At 60.7% G+C, this 20,310-nt stretch carries 17 protein-coding genes and 1 other annotated feature; of the genes, 4 read left to right on the top strand and 13 right to left on the bottom strand.

Annotated features, from left to right (window positions below):
- Position 1 precedes the first annotated feature (1 nt).
- Entirely contained in the window at positions 2 to 1,165 is a 1,164-nt protein-coding gene (locus ACHEXL_RS10605; protein ID WP_416559428.1) for an acyl-CoA dehydrogenase family protein, read from the bottom strand.
- 121 nt (positions 1,166 to 1,286) lie between these two features.
- Between ACHEXL_RS10605 and ACHEXL_RS10600 the strand changes: the two genes are divergently transcribed.
- Together ACHEXL_RS10600 and ACHEXL_RS10595 are read left to right on the top strand one after the other, a co-directional pair.
- Complete coding sequence (locus tag ACHEXL_RS10600; protein ID WP_416559427.1) at positions 1,287 to 2,492, top strand: acetyl-CoA C-acetyltransferase; 1,206 nt, start codon at positions 1,287 to 1,289, stop codon at positions 2,490 to 2,492.
- A gap of 22 nt (positions 2,493 to 2,514) precedes the next feature.
- The gene (locus ACHEXL_RS10595) at positions 2,515 to 4,668 is read left to right on the top strand and encodes a 3-hydroxyacyl-CoA dehydrogenase NAD-binding domain-containing protein (protein WP_416561343.1); all 2,154 of its coding nucleotides are present in this window, start codon (positions 2,515 to 2,517) and stop codon (positions 4,666 to 4,668) included.
- Between the two features lie 379 nt (positions 4,669 to 5,047).
- On the opposite strand, the gene ACHEXL_RS10590 is transcribed toward ACHEXL_RS10595, so the two are convergent.
- The 5 genes from ACHEXL_RS10590 to ACHEXL_RS10570 form a co-directional block, all read right to left on the bottom strand.
- Entirely contained in the window at positions 5,048 to 6,808 is a 1,761-nt protein-coding gene (locus ACHEXL_RS10590; RefSeq protein ID WP_416559426.1) for a UvrD-helicase domain-containing protein, read from the bottom strand.
- A complete protein-coding gene (locus ACHEXL_RS10585; protein ID WP_416559425.1) occupies positions 6,805 to 8,625 on the bottom strand; it encodes an ATP-dependent nuclease in 1,821 nt (606 codons plus the stop codon). The genes ACHEXL_RS10590 and ACHEXL_RS10585 overlap by 4 nt, the downstream gene beginning before the upstream one ends.
- Before the next feature lie 253 nt (positions 8,626 to 8,878).
- Complete coding sequence (locus ACHEXL_RS10580; RefSeq protein WP_416559424.1) at positions 8,879 to 9,745, bottom strand: phytanoyl-CoA dioxygenase family protein; 867 nt, start codon at positions 9,743 to 9,745, stop codon at positions 8,879 to 8,881.
- Positions 9,745 to 10,560, bottom strand: a complete 816-nt coding sequence (locus ACHEXL_RS10575) for a phytanoyl-CoA dioxygenase family protein (protein ID WP_291927919.1) — start codon at positions 10,558 to 10,560, stop codon at positions 9,745 to 9,747. Before ACHEXL_RS10575 ends, ACHEXL_RS10580 begins: the two co-directional genes overlap by 1 nt.
- Before the next feature lie 51 nt (positions 10,561 to 10,611).
- Entirely contained in the window at positions 10,612 to 11,298 is a 687-nt protein-coding gene (locus ACHEXL_RS10570; protein ID WP_416559423.1) for a GntR family transcriptional regulator, read from the bottom strand.
- A gap of 135 nt (positions 11,299 to 11,433) precedes the next feature.
- Between ACHEXL_RS10570 and ACHEXL_RS10565 the strand changes: the two genes are divergently transcribed.
- Positions 11,434 to 12,671, top strand: a protein-coding gene (locus tag ACHEXL_RS10565; RefSeq protein ID WP_416558777.1) for an IS3 family transposase whose coding sequence is annotated in 2 segments (ribosomal slippage) — positions 11,434 to 11,725 and positions 11,725 to 12,671 — 1,239 coding nt in all. Because the reading frame shifts where the segments join, the coding sequence is not laid out codon by codon here.
- Positions 11,715 to 11,831: a sequence feature (AL1L pseudoknot), on the top strand. Its footprint overlaps the gene before it by 117 nt.
- 31 nt (positions 12,672 to 12,702) lie before the next feature.
- Here ACHEXL_RS10565 and ACHEXL_RS10560 read toward each other — a convergent pair.
- Positions 12,703 to 13,497, bottom strand: coding sequence for a DNA methyltransferase (locus ACHEXL_RS10560; protein ID WP_416559421.1), 795 nt, complete (start codon positions 13,495 to 13,497; stop codon positions 12,703 to 12,705).
- 119 nt (positions 13,498 to 13,616) lie between these two features.
- Here ACHEXL_RS10560 and ACHEXL_RS10555 point away from each other — a divergent pair, with 119 nt between their 5' ends.
- Positions 13,617 to 14,033, top strand: coding sequence for a helix-turn-helix domain-containing protein (locus tag ACHEXL_RS10555; protein WP_416559419.1), 417 nt, complete (start codon positions 13,617 to 13,619; stop codon positions 14,031 to 14,033).
- 47 nt (positions 14,034 to 14,080) lie between these two features.
- On the opposite strand, the gene ACHEXL_RS10550 is transcribed toward ACHEXL_RS10555, so the two are convergent.
- From ACHEXL_RS10550 to ACHEXL_RS10525, 6 genes are all read right to left on the bottom strand, one after another.
- Complete coding sequence (locus tag ACHEXL_RS10550; protein ID WP_416559417.1) at positions 14,081 to 15,409, bottom strand: type II toxin-antitoxin system HipA family toxin; 1,329 nt, start codon at positions 15,407 to 15,409, stop codon at positions 14,081 to 14,083.
- Between the two features lies 1 nt (position 15,410).
- The gene (locus ACHEXL_RS10545) at positions 15,411 to 15,680 is read right to left on the bottom strand and encodes a helix-turn-helix domain-containing protein (protein WP_416559416.1); all 270 of its coding nucleotides are present in this window, start codon (positions 15,678 to 15,680) and stop codon (positions 15,411 to 15,413) included.
- Positions 15,681 to 15,754: 74 nt separating this feature from the next.
- The gene (locus ACHEXL_RS10540; protein WP_416559414.1) at positions 15,755 to 16,717 is read right to left on the bottom strand and encodes a DMT family transporter; all 963 of its coding nucleotides are present in this window, start codon (positions 16,715 to 16,717) and stop codon (positions 15,755 to 15,757) included.
- 19 nt (positions 16,718 to 16,736) lie between these two features.
- The gene (locus ACHEXL_RS10535) at positions 16,737 to 17,375 is read right to left on the bottom strand and encodes a trimeric intracellular cation channel family protein (RefSeq protein ID WP_108427019.1); all 639 of its coding nucleotides are present in this window, start codon (positions 17,373 to 17,375) and stop codon (positions 16,737 to 16,739) included.
- 11 nt (positions 17,376 to 17,386) lie between these two features.
- On the bottom strand, positions 17,387 to 18,706 hold the full coding sequence (locus ACHEXL_RS10530; protein WP_416559412.1) for a DASH family cryptochrome: 1,320 nt from the start codon (positions 18,704 to 18,706) through the stop codon (positions 17,387 to 17,389).
- Between the two features lie 3 nt (positions 18,707 to 18,709).
- Positions 18,710 to 20,308: a cryptochrome/deoxyribodipyrimidine photo-lyase family protein gene (locus ACHEXL_RS10525; RefSeq protein ID WP_416559410.1), complete on the bottom strand. Its 1,599-nt coding sequence runs from the start codon at positions 20,306 to 20,308 to the stop codon at positions 18,710 to 18,712.
- Positions 20,309 to 20,310: the final 2 nt, after the last annotated feature.

Here is a 20,310-nt window from a genome sequence, read left to right as displayed (position 1 = left end):
TTCAGCGCCCCGCCAGACCCATGCTGCGCGAGATCACTTCTTTCATGATCTCGTTGGTGCCGCCGTAGATGCGTTGCACACGCGCGTCGGCATAGGCGCGGGTGATGGGGTATTCCCACATGTAGCCGTAGCCGCCGTGCAGCTGCACACACTCGTCCATCACCTTGCACTGCAAATCCGAGCACCAGTACTTGGCCATGCTGGCGGTGGCGGTGTCGAGTTTGTCTTGCACGATCAGCTCGCAGCATTTGTCCACAAACACGCGGGCCACCTGCACCTCGGTTTGCAACTCGGCCAGGGTGTAGCGGGTGTTCTGGTAGTTGCCCACAGCCTGGCCAAACACCTTGCGGTCTTTCACGTACTGCACCGTCCAGTCGATGGCCGCTTGCGCCGCCGCGATGCCGCCAATCGCGATTTGCAGGCGTTCCCAGGGCAGCTGTTCCATCAGACAAATGAATCCCTTGCCCTGCATGGCCGTCCCGCCCAACAGCTGGTCTGCGCTGACCTTCACATTGTCAAAAAACAGTTCTGACGTGTCTTGCGCCTTGAGGCCCAACTTCTTCAAGCGCTTGCCCTTTTCAAAGCCGGGCATGCCGCGTTCGATCAAGAACAAGCTGGTGCCCTTGGCGCCTGCTGCCGGGTCGGTTTTGGCGACCAGGATCACCAAATCGGCGTGCCAGCCGTTGGTGATGAAGGTCTTGCTGCCGTTGATCAGGTAGGTGCCATCTGCTTGCAGCAGCGCCGTGGTTTTCACGCCCTGCAGGTCTGAGCCCGCAGCCGGTTCGCTCATGGCAATCGCGCCCACCATCTCACCGCTGGCCAGCTTGGGCAGGTACTTTTGCTTTTGGGCTTCGGTGCCGTAATGCAGGATGTAAGGGGCGACGATCTCGCTGTGCAAGCCGTAGCCAATGCCGCTGAAACCTGCGCGTGCCAGTTCTTCCATCTGCACCACCGAATACAGCTTGTCGGCGTCCGAGCCGCCATAGGTCTCGGGCAGGGTCATGCACAAAAAGCCGTTTTCGCCGGCCTTGTCCCACACGGCGCGGTCCACATAGCCTTGTTCTTCCCAGGCTTCGTGGTGAGGGGCGATTTCCTTGTCCATGAAGCGGCGAAAGCTGTCGCGAAAAGCTTCGTGGTCGGCGGTAAAAAGGGTGCGTTCGATCATGGTGTCACCTTTAGGACTTGAGGTTTGCTATTTATACAAAGCGTTTGCTTGGTAAAAGTCTATACTGAATGCGAAAATCCACAACACAGGGCAAACCCCTGATGACACCCAGGAGACATTCATGAGCGAAGCATTTGTTTACGACGCCATACGCACACCGCGTGGCAAGGGCAAAAAAGACGGCAGCCTGCACGAGGTCAAGCCCATCAGTCTTTTGAGCGGCGTGTTGCGCGAGCTGCAAAGCCGCAACCAGTTCGACACCGCTGCGGTGGACGACGTGGTCATGGGCGTGGTCTCGCCCATTGGCGAGCAGGGCTCGGTGATCCCCAAAGTGGCGGCCTTGGCGGCCGGTTGGGACTGGCGCTGCTCAGGCGTGCAGATCAACCGCTTTTGCGCCTCGGGCCTGGAAGCGGTCAACATGGCTGCCATGAAAGTGCGCAGCGGCTGGGAAGACCTGGTCGTCGCTGGCGGCGTTGAAAGCATGAGCCGCGTGCCGATTGGTGCGGACGGCGGCGCTTGGGCGCAAGACCCCGAAACCAACAGCGTGACGCTGTTTGTGCCGCAAGGCATTGGTGCCGACTTGATCGCCACCCTGAGCGGCTTCACACGCCACGATGTGGACGCCTATGCGGTCGAGTCGCAAAAGCGCGCCACGGCAGCGCGTGCTGCCGGTTACTTCGATGGCTCCGTCGTGCCGGTCAAAGATAAGCTGGGCCAAGTCATCCTCGCGCAAGACGAATTCATCAAACCCGGCACCACGGTGGAAACATTGGGTGGCCTCAAAGCCTCCTTTGAACAGCTGGGGGCCATGGGTTTTGACGCCGTGGCCTTGCAGCGCTACCCGCAGGTCGAGCGCATCCACCATGTGCACCACGCGGGCAACTCGTCTGGCATTGTGGACGGCGCAGCGGCAGTGCTCATCGGCTCGGAAGCCGCAGGCAAAACCCACGGCCTCACGCCGCGTGCGCGCATCGTGTCGGTGGCCCTGTCCGGGGCCGACCCGACCATCATGCTCACAGGCCCCATGCCCGCCGCGCGCAAGGCGCTGGCCAAGGCGGGCCTCACGATTGACCAGATCGATTTGTTCGAGGTGAACGAAGCCTTTGCCGCCGTGCCCATGAAGTTCATGCAAGAGATGGGTGTGTCGCACGATAAGGTCAACGTGAACGGTGGCGCGATTGCCATGGGCCACCCGCTGGGGGCCACAGGCGCGATGATTTTGGGCATCCTGATCGACGAACTGCACCGCCGCAAGTTGCGCTACGGCTTGGCCACTTTGTGTGTGGGCGGCGGCATGGGCATTGCCACCATCGTTGAACGCGTTTGACCGGGGAGACAGCACCATGATTTTGAAAACACTGCGCTACGAATTGGCGGACGGCATCGCCACCATCACCTTTGACGAGCAAGGCTCGCCGGTCAACACCATGTGCCTGCAATGGCAGGCCGACTTGGCCCAGGCGGCCGAGCAGGTGGCCAAAGACAAGGCCCAACTCAAGGGCGTCATCCTGGCTTCGGCCAAGACGTCGTTTTTTGCGGGGGCAGACCTCAAGGGCGTGATGCGCTCGCAAGCCTCGGACGGCCCGCGTGTTTTTGCCGAGATCGAAGGCATCAAGAAAAGTTTCCGCACCATCGAGACGCTGGGCGTGCCCGTGGTCAGCTGCCTGAATGGCACTGCGCTGGGCGGTGGCTGGGAAGTGGCGTTGATCGGCCACCACCGCATCGCCACCCGCAACCCCAAAACCCAGTTCGGACTGCCCGAAGTCACGCTGGGCTTGATCCCCGGTGGTGGTGGCATCACCAAGATGACCCGCGTGCTGGGTTTGCTGGCCGCGCAGCCCTATGTGCTGGAAAGCCAACTCTTTGGCCCCGACGAAGCCGTCAAGCTGGGCCTGGTGCATGAGCTGGTGGACAGTGACGATCAGTTGCGTCCCCGCGCATTGGCTTTCATCGCTGCAGCGCAAGGCCAGCCCGAAGCCGCCCAACACCTGTGGGACCGCAAAGACTACAAAATGCCCGGCGGCACGCCCAGCAACCCCAAGATCGCGGGCATGCTGAGCGTGGCCCCCGCCGTGCTCAAGCAAAAAACACGCGGCCTGTACCCCGCACCCGAAGCGGCGCTGGCTGCCATGGTCGAAGGCGCGATGGTGGACTTTGACACCGCCATGCGCATCGAAAGCCGTTACCTGGCAGGTCTCATGACCAGCCAGGTGGCGCGCAACATGATCAACACCTTCTTCTTCAACATGAACAGCATCAAGGGCGGCCAAAGCCGCCCCAAGGCTGCACCGCGCTACAAGCCCCAAAAAGTGGGCATCTTGGGCGCAGGCATGATGGGTTCGGGCATCGCGTATTCACAAGCCAGCCGGGGCATCGCCACGGTGCTCAAAGACGTGAGCTTGGAAGCCGCAGAAAAAGGCAAGGCCTACAGCCACAAGCTCACGCAAAAACGCGTGGACAAAGGTCGCATGGCGGCTGACAAACAAGCGGCCTTGTTGTCACTGATTCACCCCACAGCCAGCGCCGCAGACCTCAAGGGCTGCGACCTGATCATTGAGGCCGTGTTTGAAAACCGCGAACTCAAAGCCCGTGTCACGCAAGAGGCCGAGCCGATGCTCGCCGAAGGCGGCTTCTTTGCCAGCAACACCTCCACCTTGCCCATCAGCGGCCTGGCCACGGCCAGCGCCAATGCCAACAAATTCGTGGGCATCCACTTCTTCAGCCCCGTGGACAAGATGAAGCTGGTGGAGATCATTCGCGGTGCACAGACCGACGACGAGACGATTGCCCGTGCGTATGACTACGTGCAGGCACTGGGCAAGCTGCCGATCGTGGTGAACGACTCGCGCGGCTTTTACACCAGCCGTACCTTTGGCACCTTTGTGATGGAAGGCGCGGCCATGCTGGGCGAGGGCATCCCCGCCCCCGTGATCGAGAACCTGGCCATGCAAGTGGGCATGCCAGTCGGCCCGCTGGCCGTGCTGGACGAAACCGCGCTGTCGCTGTCGGTGCATGTGCTGGACCAAACCCGCGAAGACTTCGCCAAAGAGGGCAAGACTTACCAGGCCTCCCCCGGCGAGCTGCTGGTCGAGCGCATGGTCAAGGAACTCCAACGCCCCGGCCGCGCCGCAGGTGGTGGTTTTTACGACTACCCCGCTGGCCAGAAAAAAGTGCTGTGGCCCGAACTCAAAACCCGCTTTGAAAAAGCAGATGTGGCCTACAACCAGCAAGACATCAAAGATCGCCTGCTGTACCGACAAGCTGTGGAGACCGCCCGTTGCCTGCAAGAAGGCGTGCTGACTTCGGTGCATGACGGCAACATCGGCTCGATCTTCGGCATCGGCTTTCCGGCCTGGACGGGTGGGGCGCTGCAGTTCATCTATGGCCAGGGCGTGGATGCGTTTGCCAAGCGGTGTGCTGAATTGGCAGGGTTGTACGGCGCGGGGTTTGTACTCACCGATGCGGTCATCGCCAGCTTGAAGCAGCATCAGCCGGTGTATTGACGGACAGGCCCGAGAGGGCTTGCAAAATAAAACGCAGCGCTTGGGTGACCAGGTGGCTGCGTTTTTTGATGGGGGCGGTGAAGGCGGTTGAGGCTGCTTTGGGCTAAGAGAGTCCGCCTTTCAAGAGTTAGGTGCTCTGTCGTGTTTAGGCTGGGTACGGTAGTTCGCCGTTCTAAAGTGAATGTCAGCGGCTGCCGGAACCGGTCATTGACCTTCCTCGTGCGAAGCGATTCCCCTCGCTGCCGACAACTCTCAGTCGGAATCTGTAGCCAGCCAGGTCGGCTCAAGAGGGAATGACCTTGATCTTCGTGCAAAACTCCTTCACCAATCGTCCTCAGCCATAAGGCCACGCGCCAGTCCGACTGACGAGGAGTTTTCCTTAGAGCTTGTGCCCCTGGAGCAGAGGGCATTGCGGCCAAAGCGGATCGAGGATGAGCGTGTGGACTTTTGCTCGAGTGATGCCGACTCGAAGCACACGTCGGCTTTTGGGATACGGGGCAGTGTCGCCGCGCCAAACGAAAGATGATTCGACGGCGGGGCCGGTCCGACGAGCTTCCCGGACGAGGATGACTCCGTCGAACTGCTTGCCCTTGGCCTTGTGGAAATTCATGACTTGCAAGCCCATCGGCGGCTCCACGCCATCGAGGATTTGCTCCTGTGCGAGAGCCAGGTCAAGGGCGGCGCGGGCATTGGTGTAGGCACCGTCGCGAAGCCATTCATCAGAGAGGGCGACCGAGATGCGATGTCCTCGACGGAACGCCACCAAGAAGTCCAACTGCGCAGCGACCCGCGTGAGCTCGTCTTGATTGGCCGCCCTCAGCTGATGCTTGACTGCGAGCCAGTCCTCAGCGGGATCGCCGCTGAAATCGTTGACGGCCAAGCCTGAAATCAGGCCGCGCAGCGCGTTGGCAATGTTAATGTTCAGGGCCTTGCCACCCTTGATTTTGTTGGCCTGCTCCAAGAGTTTGGCGACTTCCTTCCGGCCCTGTCCCGTCGCGCGCCTCGCGGCGGCGATCATTTCTATGCTGGTGGCGACATCGGCCTCCAGTTGGGCGAGGTCCTTGGGCTCCAGCAGAAAGGCCGCGAAACGGGCTGACAGCAGCGCTTCTGCCTCGTCGAACAGCAGCTTGTGCCGAACCGGCTTCCCGACATTGGCCCCCAACGCGTTGAGGGCGTTGGACATCTTCAGCGCACTGCGGTTGTTGGTGACCAGTATCGCGATCGTCTCCACCTTCTTGTCGCTCTGAGCCCGAATTGAATTCAAGAGCTCCCCGAGGGCTCGGCGCAGCAGATGATTCCAGTTCGGCGGTGGCTTCTCAGGGCGGTAGGCAAGGGCGGATACGCCCTTGTAGGGCGCGCCGCGTGGCTTGGCCGTCAGGATGTCATTGCCGAACGCCAAGAGTTCGGAGTCCGGGCTGCGGTGGTTCTGCGTCCCAAGGTCGATCTCATGCGGCTTCAACGCTTCCCGGATGGCGATCACGCGCTCCGGGCCGACGCCTGGCAGGTAGTCGAAGATTTGCTGCTCGAGGTCTGCCAGGCACAGCACCTGCGTGTGTGGTGCGAGCATCTGGATGCACTGCCACGCGTACTGGCCGGTGTCCTGGGCCTCGTCCACGATGACGATGGGATGCCGATGGGCGATCGACGCCAAAAGATGCGAGCTGCGAGCCAACAGAGCTGTCGCATTGGGCGCGAACAGATCAAACGCGATCCGCCCCTCTTCGCGAAACAGCCGCTCACGCTCGACGAGCCACTCGTCCCAGCCTTCGTCTTCGTCGCCGAGGCCGCCCGACAGGGCTTTCTCGTCGTGTGGCAGCAAGATCGAGAGCCTATGCGGTGCCCCAAGCAGATAGGCGTGGGCTTTGAGGATGTCCCAGAAGAACGAATGGAACGTCTGGATGGAGAGCAGCTCCTGTTCGGCTTTGGTGGACTCGAGCTTGGCGGCATCCAAGATGCGCGCCACTGCCGCCCGCGAGAAGCTCAGGAACAAGGCCGACTGACCCGGAAGCATGCCGTCGCGAATCCGCTTGACCGCCTTGCGCAGCGCGAGCGTCGTCTTACCGCTGCCGGGGCCGCCGATGACCAAGGCATGGCCCTCGCAAGCCATGACGCTTTCGCGCAGCTTGCAAGGCTCGTTCATGGAGCGGCTGCAGCGGCGGCCGGTTCGGGTGGTGCTCCATCGCCGTCGTCGATCGGGGGTGGAGGTGGGAACAGTGCGAACACTGACGACAGAAACTTCGTCACCGTGGTCGGCAGCTCGTGGAGCTCGCACTCTTCGAACAGGCGCGCCGACCAGCCGGCGCCCTTGTTGCCGCCGAGGGCTTCTTTGGCGATGGCCTTGACCGCGTCGTCGTTCGGGCGCGCATCGGGGATGGCGACGTTGCCGTTCTCATCATTGGCTTTTAGGCCGGACAGGAAGGACCACAGACGATCCACGGGCACTTCCGCAACGACGAGGTCTTCGAAGCCCTTGTAGGCGTGCTCGACATTGATTTCGAAGTTGTCCGCCAGAGCCTGCGCCTGCTCGGCTTTGCGCTTCTTCTTGTAGTCAAGGTCGTAGAAGGCGAAGGTGCGTAACCCCAGCGTCTTAAAGAACTTTCCGAACTTGGGCATGTTCGACTCGCCATCAGCGTCGAAGAAGGCCACACCCGCGATGTCCAGCGGCTGCAAATTGGGATTGCTCTCTTCCATTCGCCGCGCGACTACGGGCATCGCATGCAACTCGGTAACGCCTTCGACGACGATGGCTGCACGTCCCAGCATGCATTCAGACAGGCCGGAGCGAGAGAAGCGCTTGTAGTCGTTGTCTTTGAGGCCCGTGGCGTCGGAGACCTTTCGCGCCGTGACCACGCCGGCATTGCGAGCTAGCAGCAGTGTCTTGGATGGCTCGAACTTCTCGATCACGAATGGCGAATGGGAGGTCACGAAGGCCTGCGTCGTCTTGGTCAGAAGGTATTGGGCGATGCGTCGCTGGGTGTGCGGCGGCACCGCGATCTCGGGCTCCTCCATGGCGAAGATGACCGTGTCGGGCTTGAGGTCGGCGATGAAGGAGAGCAGCGCGAGCACCAGCGTGTTGATGGTGCCCGTGCCGGCGTGGGGGAATGGGACGTGTCCTTGGTCCGCCGACAGCGCCAAGAAGAACGTCATCGTCTTGCGCAGATGCTCACGCGTGAGCTCCGAGACATGCAGCTTGGTGGCGTTGCCGGGCGACTCCAATGCGATGTAGCGGGCCAGTCGCCTCTCCACGGATCGCAGAACCGGCGCGATCTCGACCGCGTCGGCTTCGATGTCGAGGCCGCGCAGGCGCTCGATGGTCTTCTCCCACAGGCTGGTGCGCACGCCCTTGGTCCGCAGGATGATGTCGAGAAGCGACCCACGCTCCAAGCTCAGCGCCCGCGAGCCGGTCCGAAGCGCGCGCAGGTAGAGGAAACCAAACAGCCTCTTGATCCCCTTGGGGACCTTGGTCAGCTCGCCAGGAGGGGCATCGGGGCTGTGCGAGAAGTAGGTCCGGGCCTCGAACTCATCTTCCTCGGGGTTGTATTGGCCGATGGTCTCGATCCGAAGGCAGGGTACGGCATCGGGCGGATTGGCGGCGTCGGCTTCTCCCGGCCCGAGCAGCCTTTGCTCGGCCATATGCCAGAACTCGATGTTGCCGCCGCACTTGGCTCCGATCTCGGCGCCGGGTTCGATGAGGACGGCCTCGATCCGAAGCGGAATCGGCGCCCGCTCCGCGCCTTCTTCGGTGGCGGGGGCCAGGTATTCAGTGTTGTAGAAGTCGAACTCATCGACCGGAGGGAAGCGGTTGAGCCGGTCGGGGCCCAAGACCAGGTCGAGGGCTTCGCAGAGCGTACTCTTGCCGACATTGTTGGAGCCCACCATCAGGGTGTGCCCGTCGAACAGGAGCTCCGCCGACTTGATGCCCCGAAAGTTCGAGATGGTCAGCCGGACAACCTTCATGTCTTCTCCCGTATTGGCGTAAGCCTAAGTTTTACGGTGTGGCGGTCATCATAATGAAGCGCGAATGGTATTCTGCTCAAGCCAGCCTGGAACGGCGGCTTTGTGGTAGTCACCGTCAGTTGATCTCGCAGCAACGACTGACAGCAACCGCTGCAATGATGCCGCTATGGCACCTAGAGTTGATGGCCGGAATGGGTCGGGTTCTTCATATCATTGCTGGAAGTGGCTCCACCGATGTACTCATCTAAAAGCCCTAGTTCTTCCCGGCCGTCTGCAAAGCGTATATGCCTGAATATCCCGCCGAGAAATCCGGCGGTAATTCAATGATTCCAGTTTCCACGCGTGCATGAGTAGCCGGCTCGCCCCTGACCATCTGGTTGCGATGGATGCTGTCTACAACGGGTGCGGTATAGGCGAATGAGTCAGCAGCGGCGTACTGGATGATGTAGGTCGTGCGCAAGGTGTCCGAGCGGTTTTGACTAGAGCCGTGCACTGCGAGGCCGTGATGTGCAACTACATCTCCCACATCCAACTCGTTGTCGACTACGTTCTCAAAGTCTTCCGGCGTCATCGTGTGGTTGCAATTGAGTTTATAGATGCCGTTTTCCCAATGACTGCGCGGCCCCAACTTGTGGCTGCCGGGGATCGTCTGAAGGCAGCCATTGATGGCGCGGGACGCATTCAAAGGTACGCTCAGAGCGACAAGATTGGTGTTGGTGTGAGGAAAAACCGGCCAGTCCTGATGCCAGCCAATCTCTGCACCTCCATGGGGCAGTTTGAAATTGATCTTCGAATGGTAAAACTTGACTGCTCCACCAAGCAGGTCTGCGGCGATGTCACCCAGGATCGAATCGAAAGCGGCTTCAACATACACTGAATCTAGTTCGGTCGGGCTGGAGATACGCCTGATACGTGGCGCAAGGGCGGTATGCGCAGGTTCTAGGTCGTAATGTTTTGACTTTTGCTGGAGTGATCGGCCCTCATCGTACAGTCGCTCGGTGGTCGCGATCAGCCTCGCAAGCAATTTAGGATCAAGTACCTGACGGAGATTGAGATAACCCGTATCGCGGTAGTCTCTGATCTGCTCAGGGGAAAGGATGCGTTGATGACTGGTATTCATCAGGCCTCCTGCGTCGAGCTTGCAAGCGGGAAAATATGGTCGCTTCCCTTGATGAGTGGTTTTGTGTTGGTCGACCGTACGTAATCAGGACGTGGGTTGGGAACGTCGTTACACCGGTTTGATACCGGGTTGTAAACCACATAAATCGCCCAACGATTGTGCTGGGACAAGTTATGTCCCGAGGCGTGCAGGATATTGCAGTCAAAGAACACCACGGTGCCGGGCTTGCCAGTGATCGCCACCGGTGCGGGGCTGCGAGCCATGATTTCTAGCAGCTTGTCCTTCGGCGTCACATAAAACTTGTAGCCCGTAGCGTCGTTGAATTCTGGCTCTAGATTGCCCTCTTTGTGGCTGCCCGGAATGAAGTACAAGCACCCGTTCATTTCTGTTGGCTCGTCCAGCATGACCAACGCTGTAGTTGGACGTGCCTCAGGCATGCCATCTCGCTTCCAAGTTCCGTAGTCCTGGTGCCACGCCCACACCGAACCGTCAATGGCAGTCTTCAGATTGCATTTGGTGTGATGGATGTAGAGCTCCTGCTCGGAAAGCAGATCCTGTGCGGGTTCGAGCATGCGTGAAGTACGCGAGACGGCATGAAATACAGGTGAACCTGTGGGGCCGTCCTGCTCGTGGACCCGATAGATAGTTTTGGCAATATTGCTTCCCTTTTCCCGTACCAAGTGATCGGTGTCAATCTCTTGAATTCGCTCAAGCTCGGTCCTCATGGCCGCTACTTCAGGGGCGGAAAAAAGGCAATCAAGGGTGAGAAATCCATCACGGCGGTAGGTTTCGATCTGCAGATGGGTGAGGCGCACTGGCAAACTCCTTAAACAGGAGTTTATGGTATGTGACTGGTATGCCAGTTGTCAAGTACGGGTAATCAGGGTCCTGTGGGCGAAATCGAAAAGATCATCAATCAACCGATCACTTGCCTCGGCAGCCTTGTCAGATTTGCCGGAGGCCATCGCACGTGCAAGGGCCACGTGCAGACGCAGTGTCGCGTTGACTTGATCATGGTGATGGTAGAACCAGAAACGCCGTGAGGCCGAGTGCAGAGCGGACACGGCCGCAGCAGCCACAATGTTCCGAGCGCTGTGTGCTGACTGCCTGTTCATTTCGTTGTCCCATTTCAGGAATGCTACAAGGTCGCCAGACTTCACAGCAGTCTCCATGTTCTGAGCAATGGCGGCCATGGTCTCGCGCTCTGCCAGAGTGGCACGCGTAGCTGCAGATCGAGCAATAAGGCGGTCGAGTTCGCGCCGTGTCTCTAGGATTTGGAGTTGATGACCCACGTCGATGGCGGTGACCACCACACCGCGACGGGGCAAGATCTGAACAAGATGTTCGCGCGCCAGACGCTGCAAGGCTTCACGGATCGGCGTATGCCCAATGCCGATGCGTTCGCTGAGCATGGCCTCAGACACCACGCTGCCCGGCGCGAGTTCAAGAGTCACGATCATCTCCTCAATGAGGCGATAAGCTTCCTCGTTGAGTGAGGGCGGAACCTGGCTAGGAGTAGGCGATTTCGAGAGTGCGCGAGGTCGACTGGTCATAATCAATATGGTGCCACAAGAAAATCCCCGACACTGCAACTCGCGAGGCATTTAGGATGGTGGCACGACCGTTTTGAGTCAGTAGTGAATCGCCCCGGGTTTTGAGGAGGCTCCACACTTTGAGAAGATGGAGCCATGAGCAAGAAATCGAACCGTTTTTCACCCGAAGTGCGCGAACGCGCTGTCCGCATGGTGCTCGAGCACCGTGGCGAGTACCCATCCCTTTGGGCCACCATTGAGTCCATTGCCCCCAAGATCGGGTGTGTGCCGCAAACCCTCAACGACTGGGTTCGCCAGCACGAGGTTGACGAAGGCATGCGCGATGGCGTCAGCTCTGATGAGCGCGCCCGCATCAAAGACCTCGAACGCGAAGTCAAGGAACTGCGCAAAGCCAACGAAATCCTCAAACTGGCGAGCGCTTTTTTTGCCCAGGCGGAGCTCGACCGCCGACTCAAGTCTTAAGGGACTTTGTTGATCAAAACCGTCACGCCTACGGGGTCGAGCCGATTTGCAACGTGCTGCAAATCGCCCCTTCTGGCTACAGGTGCCATGCTGCCCGCCAACGCAAGCCCGAGCTGCTTTGCGCCCGGACCAAACGCGATGAAGCCCTGATCCCGCAAATCCAAGCCGTCTGGCAGGCCAATATGCAGGTCTACGGCGCAGACAAGGTCTGGCACCAGATGAATCGTGAAGGAACCAAGGTGGCGCGCTGCACGGTCGAGCGGCTCATGAAGCGCATGGGATTGCACGGCGTTCGCCGGGGCAAGGTCGTGCAAACCACCGTCTCGGACAAAGCCGCGCCATGCCCGCTGGACCGGGTCAATCGCCAGTTCAAAGCAGAGCGTCCAAACCAACTGTGGGTGTCGGACTTCACCTATGTCAGCACCTGGCAGGGCTGGCAATACGTGGCCTTTGTGATCGACGTGTTTGCACGGCGCATCGTGGGCTGGCGGGTGAGCAGTTCGATGCGTACTGACTTTGTGTTGGATGCCCTGGAGCAAGCCTTGTTCGACAGACAACCTGAACGCTCAGATGCATTGATACATCACTCGGACAGGGGGTCTCAATATGTTTCCATTCTCTACACCGAACGCCTGGCCCAAGCTGGGATAGAGCCATCGGTGGGCAGCCGTGGCGACAGCTACGACAACGCGCTGGCCGAGACGATCAATGGGCTGTACAAGGCCGAATTGATACACCGCCGTGCACCCTGGAAAACCAAGGAGGCACTGGAACTGGCAACCCTGGAATGGGTGGCTTGGTTCAACCACCACCGACTGCTGAGCTCGATTGGGTATATTCCACCGGCTGAAGCTGAGGTGAACTACTACCGGCAGCTAGCCGGGAAGCACGAGACCGAGGTCTCAACTTAAACCAACTGGCCTCCACGAAACCCGGGGCGATTCAACCAGTGTTGTGCACACCGCTTTTATGTTCAATGTAGTCCCCCACAAAAAAATGATCGTCGCTCTTCGTGAAGAAATAAATTACATCGTGTTTTCTAGCGAAGGCTGTTTTGATAGGTGTTGGACCTGAATAACACCAAATAATTTCATTGTTAAAGTTGTTGCGACCAAACACCTCGTCCATTACTAGCTTCACGTAATGCCCCACATGCCAATCCAGATGCACGTAGATGGACCCGGTATCGGCCAGCAGTTCACGCATCAGGATCAAACGCGGCGTGATCATCGCCAGGTATGAAGCAGTGCCGTCGCTCCAGGTGTCTGAATAAGCGAACTGCTCGATGACTGTGGGTTTTTGTTCGATCTCTACACCCGGCAGCGTGACTTTGGTGCGGTAGTCGGCCTTGGAGTCAAAAGGCGGGTCGATGTAGATCAGGTCCACCTTGCCGCGCAGGCTGGGCGTGTTCTCGTCACCCGCCAACAAGGCTGCCATGGCCAGCAGGTTGTCGCCATAAATCAGCCGATTAACCCAGGGTGCTTCGGGCGCAGCGCCCAGCGTGGCTTGCGGGTCATCGATCAGGCTGGCTTGCCCTGGTGCAAACACCTCTCGCTGGCTGGCCCGGTTTTGCTGGGTGACCCAGTCTTTCGCAGCGGTGTCCCGGGCTGGCAGCACCACTTCACGGGTTTGCAGCCCCACACGGTGGCGGCTCTCGATGCCTTCCAGGATTTTTTCGGCTTGCTTGCGGCCATTGGCCACGATGTCGGGGAGTTGTTCGAGCAGGGACTTGGGCATGTTGTCGGCACAGGCACCACATCCTTGAATGCCTGTTCAATCGAAAGTTGAATAGAAAATTCAACCAATAGTACAACACAAAGTTAAATGGATATGGAACAGAAATTTAGTGTTCCTGCATGGATCAAAAGCTGGAATTCTCAGAGCGCTTGCAGGCCGCCATGCGGTCCGCAGGACTGGAACCGCGCCCAGCGGTGTTGTTGAATTTGTTCAACACCAACTACTGGGGCCGCTCTGTGACCTTCCAGGCGGTGTCCCGTTGGCTTAAGGGTGAATCCATCCCCGCGCAGGACAAGTTGCTGGTGTTGGCCTCTGCGCTCAATGTGGAGCCAGAAGTCTTGCGATTTGGCAACGCGGTGCGCCAGTCCATTGAGCAACGCCAAAAGCGTTGGGATGACGGTATGGGCTATCTGGAGCGCGAAACCTTCGACACCTTTTTGCAGCTCCCTGCTGCGCAGCGCAAGATCATTCGCGAAGTGATCCTGACGTTTGCCAAGGCCAATGGGGTGTCAGATACACCGGCCAAGAAGAAGTAAGGGTTGCTTTGGAGCGAGCGGTGCGCATGAGCCGCAGTGTCTCGCTTTTAGCTGAGCCTGCCCAATGTGGCTTGCAAGCCCGCCAGGGTTTTGTCGAGTACGGCTGCCTTGAACCCGTGTGGCAGTTGGGCTTGGGTGTTGGCGATGGCTTGCGGTGTTTGGGTCACGATTTCTTCGATCATGGATGCCACATCGGCTTTGAGGCCGCAGATTTTTGCGGTGCTGACCAGATGCCGTTGCAGCACTTCTTTGTGCTGGTAATGCTTGTTCTTGCCCCAAAAAGCCATGGCCAATTTGAGCTTGTGAATGGACCACTGGTTGGGGCCAGGTCCTTCAATCGGCCAGATCGACATGACGTCGTACAGCGGGGCGAGCTTGAATTGGCCTTGCGGCAAGATCTGAATGCTGAAGTTTTTGGCGTGGCCATCGGGTGCGGCCAGCAGCCAGAACAAAATCTGGCTTTTCATGAAGTGACGCAGATCGGTCTGTGCCTGGGTTGAGCGCATCAGGACTTGGGCAATGTCGCGCACGCCGGGGCCACCATCGGCTTCGTACTTCAGGTGCGATGGCAGGCCCAGGACCTGACAAAAATCTTCCTGCGGCAGCCGCATCCACCATTGGCCGGAGGAATGCAGTTGGCGGTCAAAGCGCTCGACAGCCAACACGCGTTGTGTACCAAAGGTGAGCACAGCGCATCGCGCTACCGGCAGACCGAATTCACGCAGCAGCGTCAGGCACAGCCATTCGTTGTCGACTGAGCTGCTCAGGTCCACTTTCTGGTTGCCCACCAGGCCCAGCGGCATTTTGAGGATGTGGGTGGTGGGCGTGGTGCCTTGGGGTCGCATCCATTGGCCTTGATGCCAGAGCAGCGCTGTTTTTTCCTGTGCGCCTGCCAAAGAGATCCGCAGATCGTCATCGGTGTTGGGGCTGCCCAAGGCGCTGGTGGGGTTGACCACACGCAGCAGGTGTTGTTCGACATCGGACTCGCTCATGCGGGTGCCTTCGATTTGGGTCACGTTGTGCGGCGCTTCGTCTTCGCCCAGCAATTGCACAGCCCCGACACAGTCCCGGCCGATGGCACGCAGTAAATCGAATGCATCGGTTGAGCCGGTTTTGAACCGTGTCGCCAGCCGACGGCGGATGGTCTCGTTGTCGGGCAGCAAGTTGTCAAAAAAATGTGCGACCGCTGGACCCTTGAGCGGGCTGTCATACAGGCCAAAGGGCAGCGACAGTGAAAGTGGTCTGCCTGCAGGGGCGCGCATCCAGGTGGGGTCGTATTGCAGCGACATGCCGCTGCGGCCACCCATGCGCCAGGTGCCTACGCGCTCACCGTTCGTCCAGATGGACAGTGCCTGGGTTTGTGCTGGGCGGCCCATGTCACCACTCCGGCGCGTCGCTGTCCCGCGCCAGCAGGGCTTGCGGCGCGGTGGTCTGACGTGGTTGAACGGTGAGTTCCAGACCCAGCGCATTGAGCACGGACAGCAACTGGCCCAGACCAATGTTCTCGGGCTGTTGTTCAAAAGCCGAGATGCGGCTTTGGCTGAGACCCACCCGGGACGCCAGTTCGGTTTGGCTGAGCTGGTTGTTTTTGCGGGCTGTTTTGAGAATTTGCCCCATTTGTGTGGGGGTGACGAGCGTGTGCGGCATGGCGTTTTATCCGTAAAACGAATAAATGCAATATACCCGCAAAACGAATAAATGCCAAATATTCGGATAACGAATCAAACCGCCTTGACCCGCACCCCGCCAATCACCCCCGCCACCAACAATGCAATGCCCGCCAGCGTGAGCGGTTCGGGCCACTGGCCGCGCAGCCAGAAGGCGTAGGCCAGCGCTGCCAGCGTTTCAAACACGATGAGCTGTCCGGCCAGGGCGGTGGGCAGGCGTTGGCTCGCGGCGTTCCAGCACAGGGTGCCCAGCCAGGAGGCAAACAAGCCAATGGCCATCATGAGGCCGATGAATTCGAGCGGGCGCGGACCGAGCGGCATGGGCATCGGGTTGTGCGTGGCGATGGCCCAGAGCCAAAAGGCGGCATAGCCCAGCAGGGCCAGTGGCAAGGTGGCGATGCCTTGTGCTGTGGCCCACACGCGGGGGTTGCGGTCGGGGTGGCCGCGCAGCCAGTCGGCGTTTTTCAGCGGGTACCAGGTCCAGCACACCACGGCGCCCACGGCCAGCACGGCACCCGTGATGTAACGGGTGGTGTCGGCCGCCGGGTTTTGTACCAGGGCTGTCCACTCCACATGGTTGACGCAGGCGATGCCCAGCAGGATCAGCACCAGAGGCGGTGCGAGTTTGAGCCACGGAAAACGCCCGTCGCGCTGGTGGTTGAGCAGGTTGGCCGAGATGGCGATGACCACCGGCAGTGTGCCGATGATCATGGTGGGCAGCGCCCCGCCTGCGCGCTGGATGGCGCTGGCCAGAAACAGGTAATACAGCACGTTGCCGATGGCCGCCAGCTTGAGCGCGGCCACCCAATCGGCCCGGGAGAGCCGTCGCATCTCGGCGCGGTCCACAAAGGCCAGGGGCAGCGCGATGAGACCGAAGGCCAGATAGCGGCCAAAGGTGTGCAGCGCGGCGGGGTAGTCGGGCAGCATCAGCGGGCCCACAAACACCAGGCCCCACATCATGCCGGCAGCCAAAGAAAAGAAGATGCCGCCCCAGAAGGCGGTAGGGTTTTGAGGCATGGTTTGCAGAAAAGTCTTGTCAGGCCCGCCACGCGGGCAGCTGCCAGTTGCGCCACAGGGCCAGGCCACGCAGCCCGACCGTGACCACCACGCAACCCAGCAGCGCCACCCAGCCGGGGGCATCGGTGGACCACAGGCCCACATAAGTCCAGCCGCCCGCAAAGGCGCAGACCGCGTAAGGACGGTGGTCCTTGAAGGCGGTGGGGATTTCGTTGCACACCATGTCGCGCAACACGCCGCCAAACACGCCCGTGATCAGGCCCATGAGCACGGCCACTACCGGGGGCATGGTGGACAGGAGCGCGTGGTGCACACCCGTTGCGGTGAACAGGCCCAGCCCCAGGGCGTCAGGCCAGAGGATGGCTTTTTCGGTGACTTCAAAATGGCGCTGGCGCATGAACAGCATGGCCGCCACGCACAGGGCCAGCACGCCCCAGAGCATTTCGGTGTGTTGCACCCAGAAAAAAGGCCGGTAGTCCAGCAGCAAGTCGCGCAGCGTGCCACCGCCAAAGGCCGCCAGAAACGCCACCACGCACACGCCCACCGCGTCGAGCCGCTTGCGGGCCGCTTCCATCAGGCCCGACAGCGCAAAGGCGGCGGTGGCCGACAACTCGACCAGCAGGCGCAGGGTGTCACCCCAGGATTGAATGGCATACATGCACCCGATTATCAGGCCAGCCAGACCTGTCGGTAGCGGCCCTGCGGGTCGTGGTCTTGCGTTTGTTTGGCGGGGTTGAAGCGTCGGCCCACACGCGGGTCGGTGCCGCGGCCGCTCACGTACAGCCAGTTGCCCTGGTTGCTTTGGACATCAAAGTCCACCAGCTGCGACTCGAACCAGGCGGCACCCGCGCGCCAGTCGCAAGACAGGTCGTGCACCAGAAAGCTGGCCACGATCTGGCGCATGCGGTTGGAGGTGAAGCCGGTGGCGGCCAGCTCGCGCATGCCCGCGTCCACGATGGGCTCGCCCGTTTGGCCGCTGCACCAGCGTGCAAAGTCTTTCGGAAAGTGCGAGGGCTTGGGCAGGTTCGACAAACCCCGCGCCGCATAGAGCTGCGGACCGTGCTGCAGATGCAGCATGCGGAAGTTGTCGCGCCACAGCAGCTCAAACCACAGCCAATACGTGCCGTCGTTGCTGCCGTGTTGTTGCTCGTAGGCCTGCAACTGGGCCCAAATGCGGCGGGCCGATAGCGATCCCGTGGCCAGCCAGGGCGACCAGTGGCTGCTGGTGTGCTGGCCTTGCAGGGCGTTGCGGGTTTGTTTGTAGCGGTCGGGCCAGGGCGGCGTGAGGTAGCTGTGCAGGTGGGCCAAGGCGCTGGTTTCACCGCCCCGGCAGGCGGCCTGGGTGTACGGAAAGTTTGAGCGCGGGTGCGCATCTGCCTCGGTGTGGGCTTGCAGCAGCGCGAAGGGCTTGTCCGTGCAGCCGGGCAGGGTGGTCAGGTGATCATTTGGCGGCGCTGGTAGCTCACTGGGCGCGTGCAGCGGTGCCAGGGGTTGGAGCCGCGCCGATTCGATGCGCTGGCGAAACACCGTGAACACCTGCGGCATGTCTTCGGCCGCAAAGGGCAGGGCGTCGGGTTCGATCAGGCTGGACTGCCACAGGGTTTTGACCGTGAGCCCCGCGTTGATCAGGGCCTGCACCTGCGCTTCTTCTTCGGGCGCGGCGATGTCTTCGCAAAACACGGTATCTGCGTCAACATGGCTCGCGCAAGCGGGCAGCACCTCGGCTACGGGGCCGTGCAGCAATACCAAGCGCTGGCCCAGTGCCTGCAATGAGTTTTGCAGGTCTTGCAGCGTGTCGGCAAGAAAGCGCCTGCGGTGCGCGCCCATGCGGCGAAAGCCCCAGGCGGTGGGCGCGTCTTGCACCGGTTCGTGCACATAGACCAGCAGCAGGGCTTGGCCATGGGTTTGGGCGTGCTCAACAGCTTGCATCAAGGCGCGCTGGTCGTGCAGGCGCAAGTCGTTTCGAAACCAGAAGAGGGTGGTGCGCATGGTTTAAAAATCAAAGCCCAGCTGGGCGCTGGGTGGGGTGATGGCATCGGAAGACGGACGCGTTTTTCGGCGACTGGTTTTCGGGCTGTCCGAGTCGCGGGCGAACACATCACGCTGCGCGCCGCTGCCGTGTTTGCGCGAGGCGTGTTTCTCCACGATGGCTTTTTTGCCCGCCTTCACACCGGGCTCAGCCCGTCGTGCGTGCAGCGCGGCTTTGGCGGTGCGCGTGGCTTCGGCCAAATCCACCACGGGCAGGGGAATGTCGGCATCCGGCCCGCTGCCCACCGTCAAGCCGCAGTGGCGCTGCACCTCGGGCGGCATGAGCCAGGGCTCGAACAACCAGGTGTCGGGCACGCGGCGCATGTGCGGCAGCCAGCGGCGCACAAAAATGCCTTTGGGGTCGTGGTCTTGCGCTTGTTTGATCGGGTTGTAGACCCGTGTGGTGTTGATGCCGGTGGTGCCCGACTGCATTTGTAGCTGGCTCCAGTGGATGCCGGGCTCGTAGTCCAAGAATTGGGTGGCCAGCCATTGGCCCACGGGCCGCCAGTCGAGCCACAGGGGGTAAGCCGCCACCGACACCAGCATGGCTCGCATGCGAAAGTTCAGCCAGCCGGTCTGGTGCAGCATGACCACACACGCGTCCACCATGGGCCAGCCGGTGCGTGCAGAGGTCAATGCTGCAAAGTGGGCGTCGTTCCAGCCGTCTTCGCGCAGGCCGTCGTAGCCCCGGTGCATGTTGCGCCACTCGATTTCGGGTTCGCTCTCGAGCTTCTGGATGAAGTGGCAGTGCCAATACAAGCGGCTGATGAAGCCGATGAGTCCGGCCTTGTGCCTGCCCGCTTGTGGCGGCAAGGCATCGAGCGCAGCGCGGGTGGTCTGCACCACCTCGCGCATGCTGATGCAGCCCCAGGCCAAATAGGCCGAGATGCGTGAACAGGCGGTGGGCGAGGTCAGCGGCGAGGAGATGCCGCCCCGGTAGCTCAGCGCCCGCGCGTCTAGAAAGCTGTGCAAGGTCTCCAAACCCAGGCGACGCCCACCGTGCTGGCGCTGGGCGGGGTTGTGTTGCAGGCCAGGTGGCGGTGTCATCACCTCGGGGCCTGAAGGGTCCGGCGCGTGAAAAAAGTTCAACGGGGGCAAGACCGCTTGCGGCGCGGCCATGTGCGCCTCCCAGCGGGCTTGCCAGGTGTTGCGGCTTTTCAGACGCCGCACCACGCCAAACTGGGGCAGCTCGGTCCAGCCCACCCCCGCGCTGCGGCACCACGCGCCGACCTGCAGGTCGCGCTCGTAGGTGAAGGCGTTGCCGGTTTCTTGGTGCGAGACCAATTCGGCAAAAGGCGCTTGTGCATGCAGTGCGGCCAGCACCTGCACCGCAGGCCCCACGCGCACCTGCAGGCTGCCGCCCAGCGCCTGCAGCTCGTCGTGCAGTTCATTCAGCGATTCGCGCACGAACTCGAAGTGTTGCAAGGCGGCATCCGGTTGGGCCCACAAACCGGGCTCCACTATGTAGAGGCACAGCACCGGGCCAAGGGTTGCAGCGTGCACGAGCGCGGCATGGTCCTGCAGCCGCAGGTCACGTTTGAACCAGACGACACGGTAAGTCATGG

The sequence above is a fragment of the Limnohabitans sp. YIMB22184 genome (assembly GCF_048020265.1).
In the GTDB taxonomy this organism is placed as follows: Bacteria; Pseudomonadota; Gammaproteobacteria; order Burkholderiales; family Burkholderiaceae_C; genus Limnohabitans_A.
Note: the sequence above shows the minus strand (reverse complement) of the source record. Positions and strands in the feature narration are given on the sequence as shown.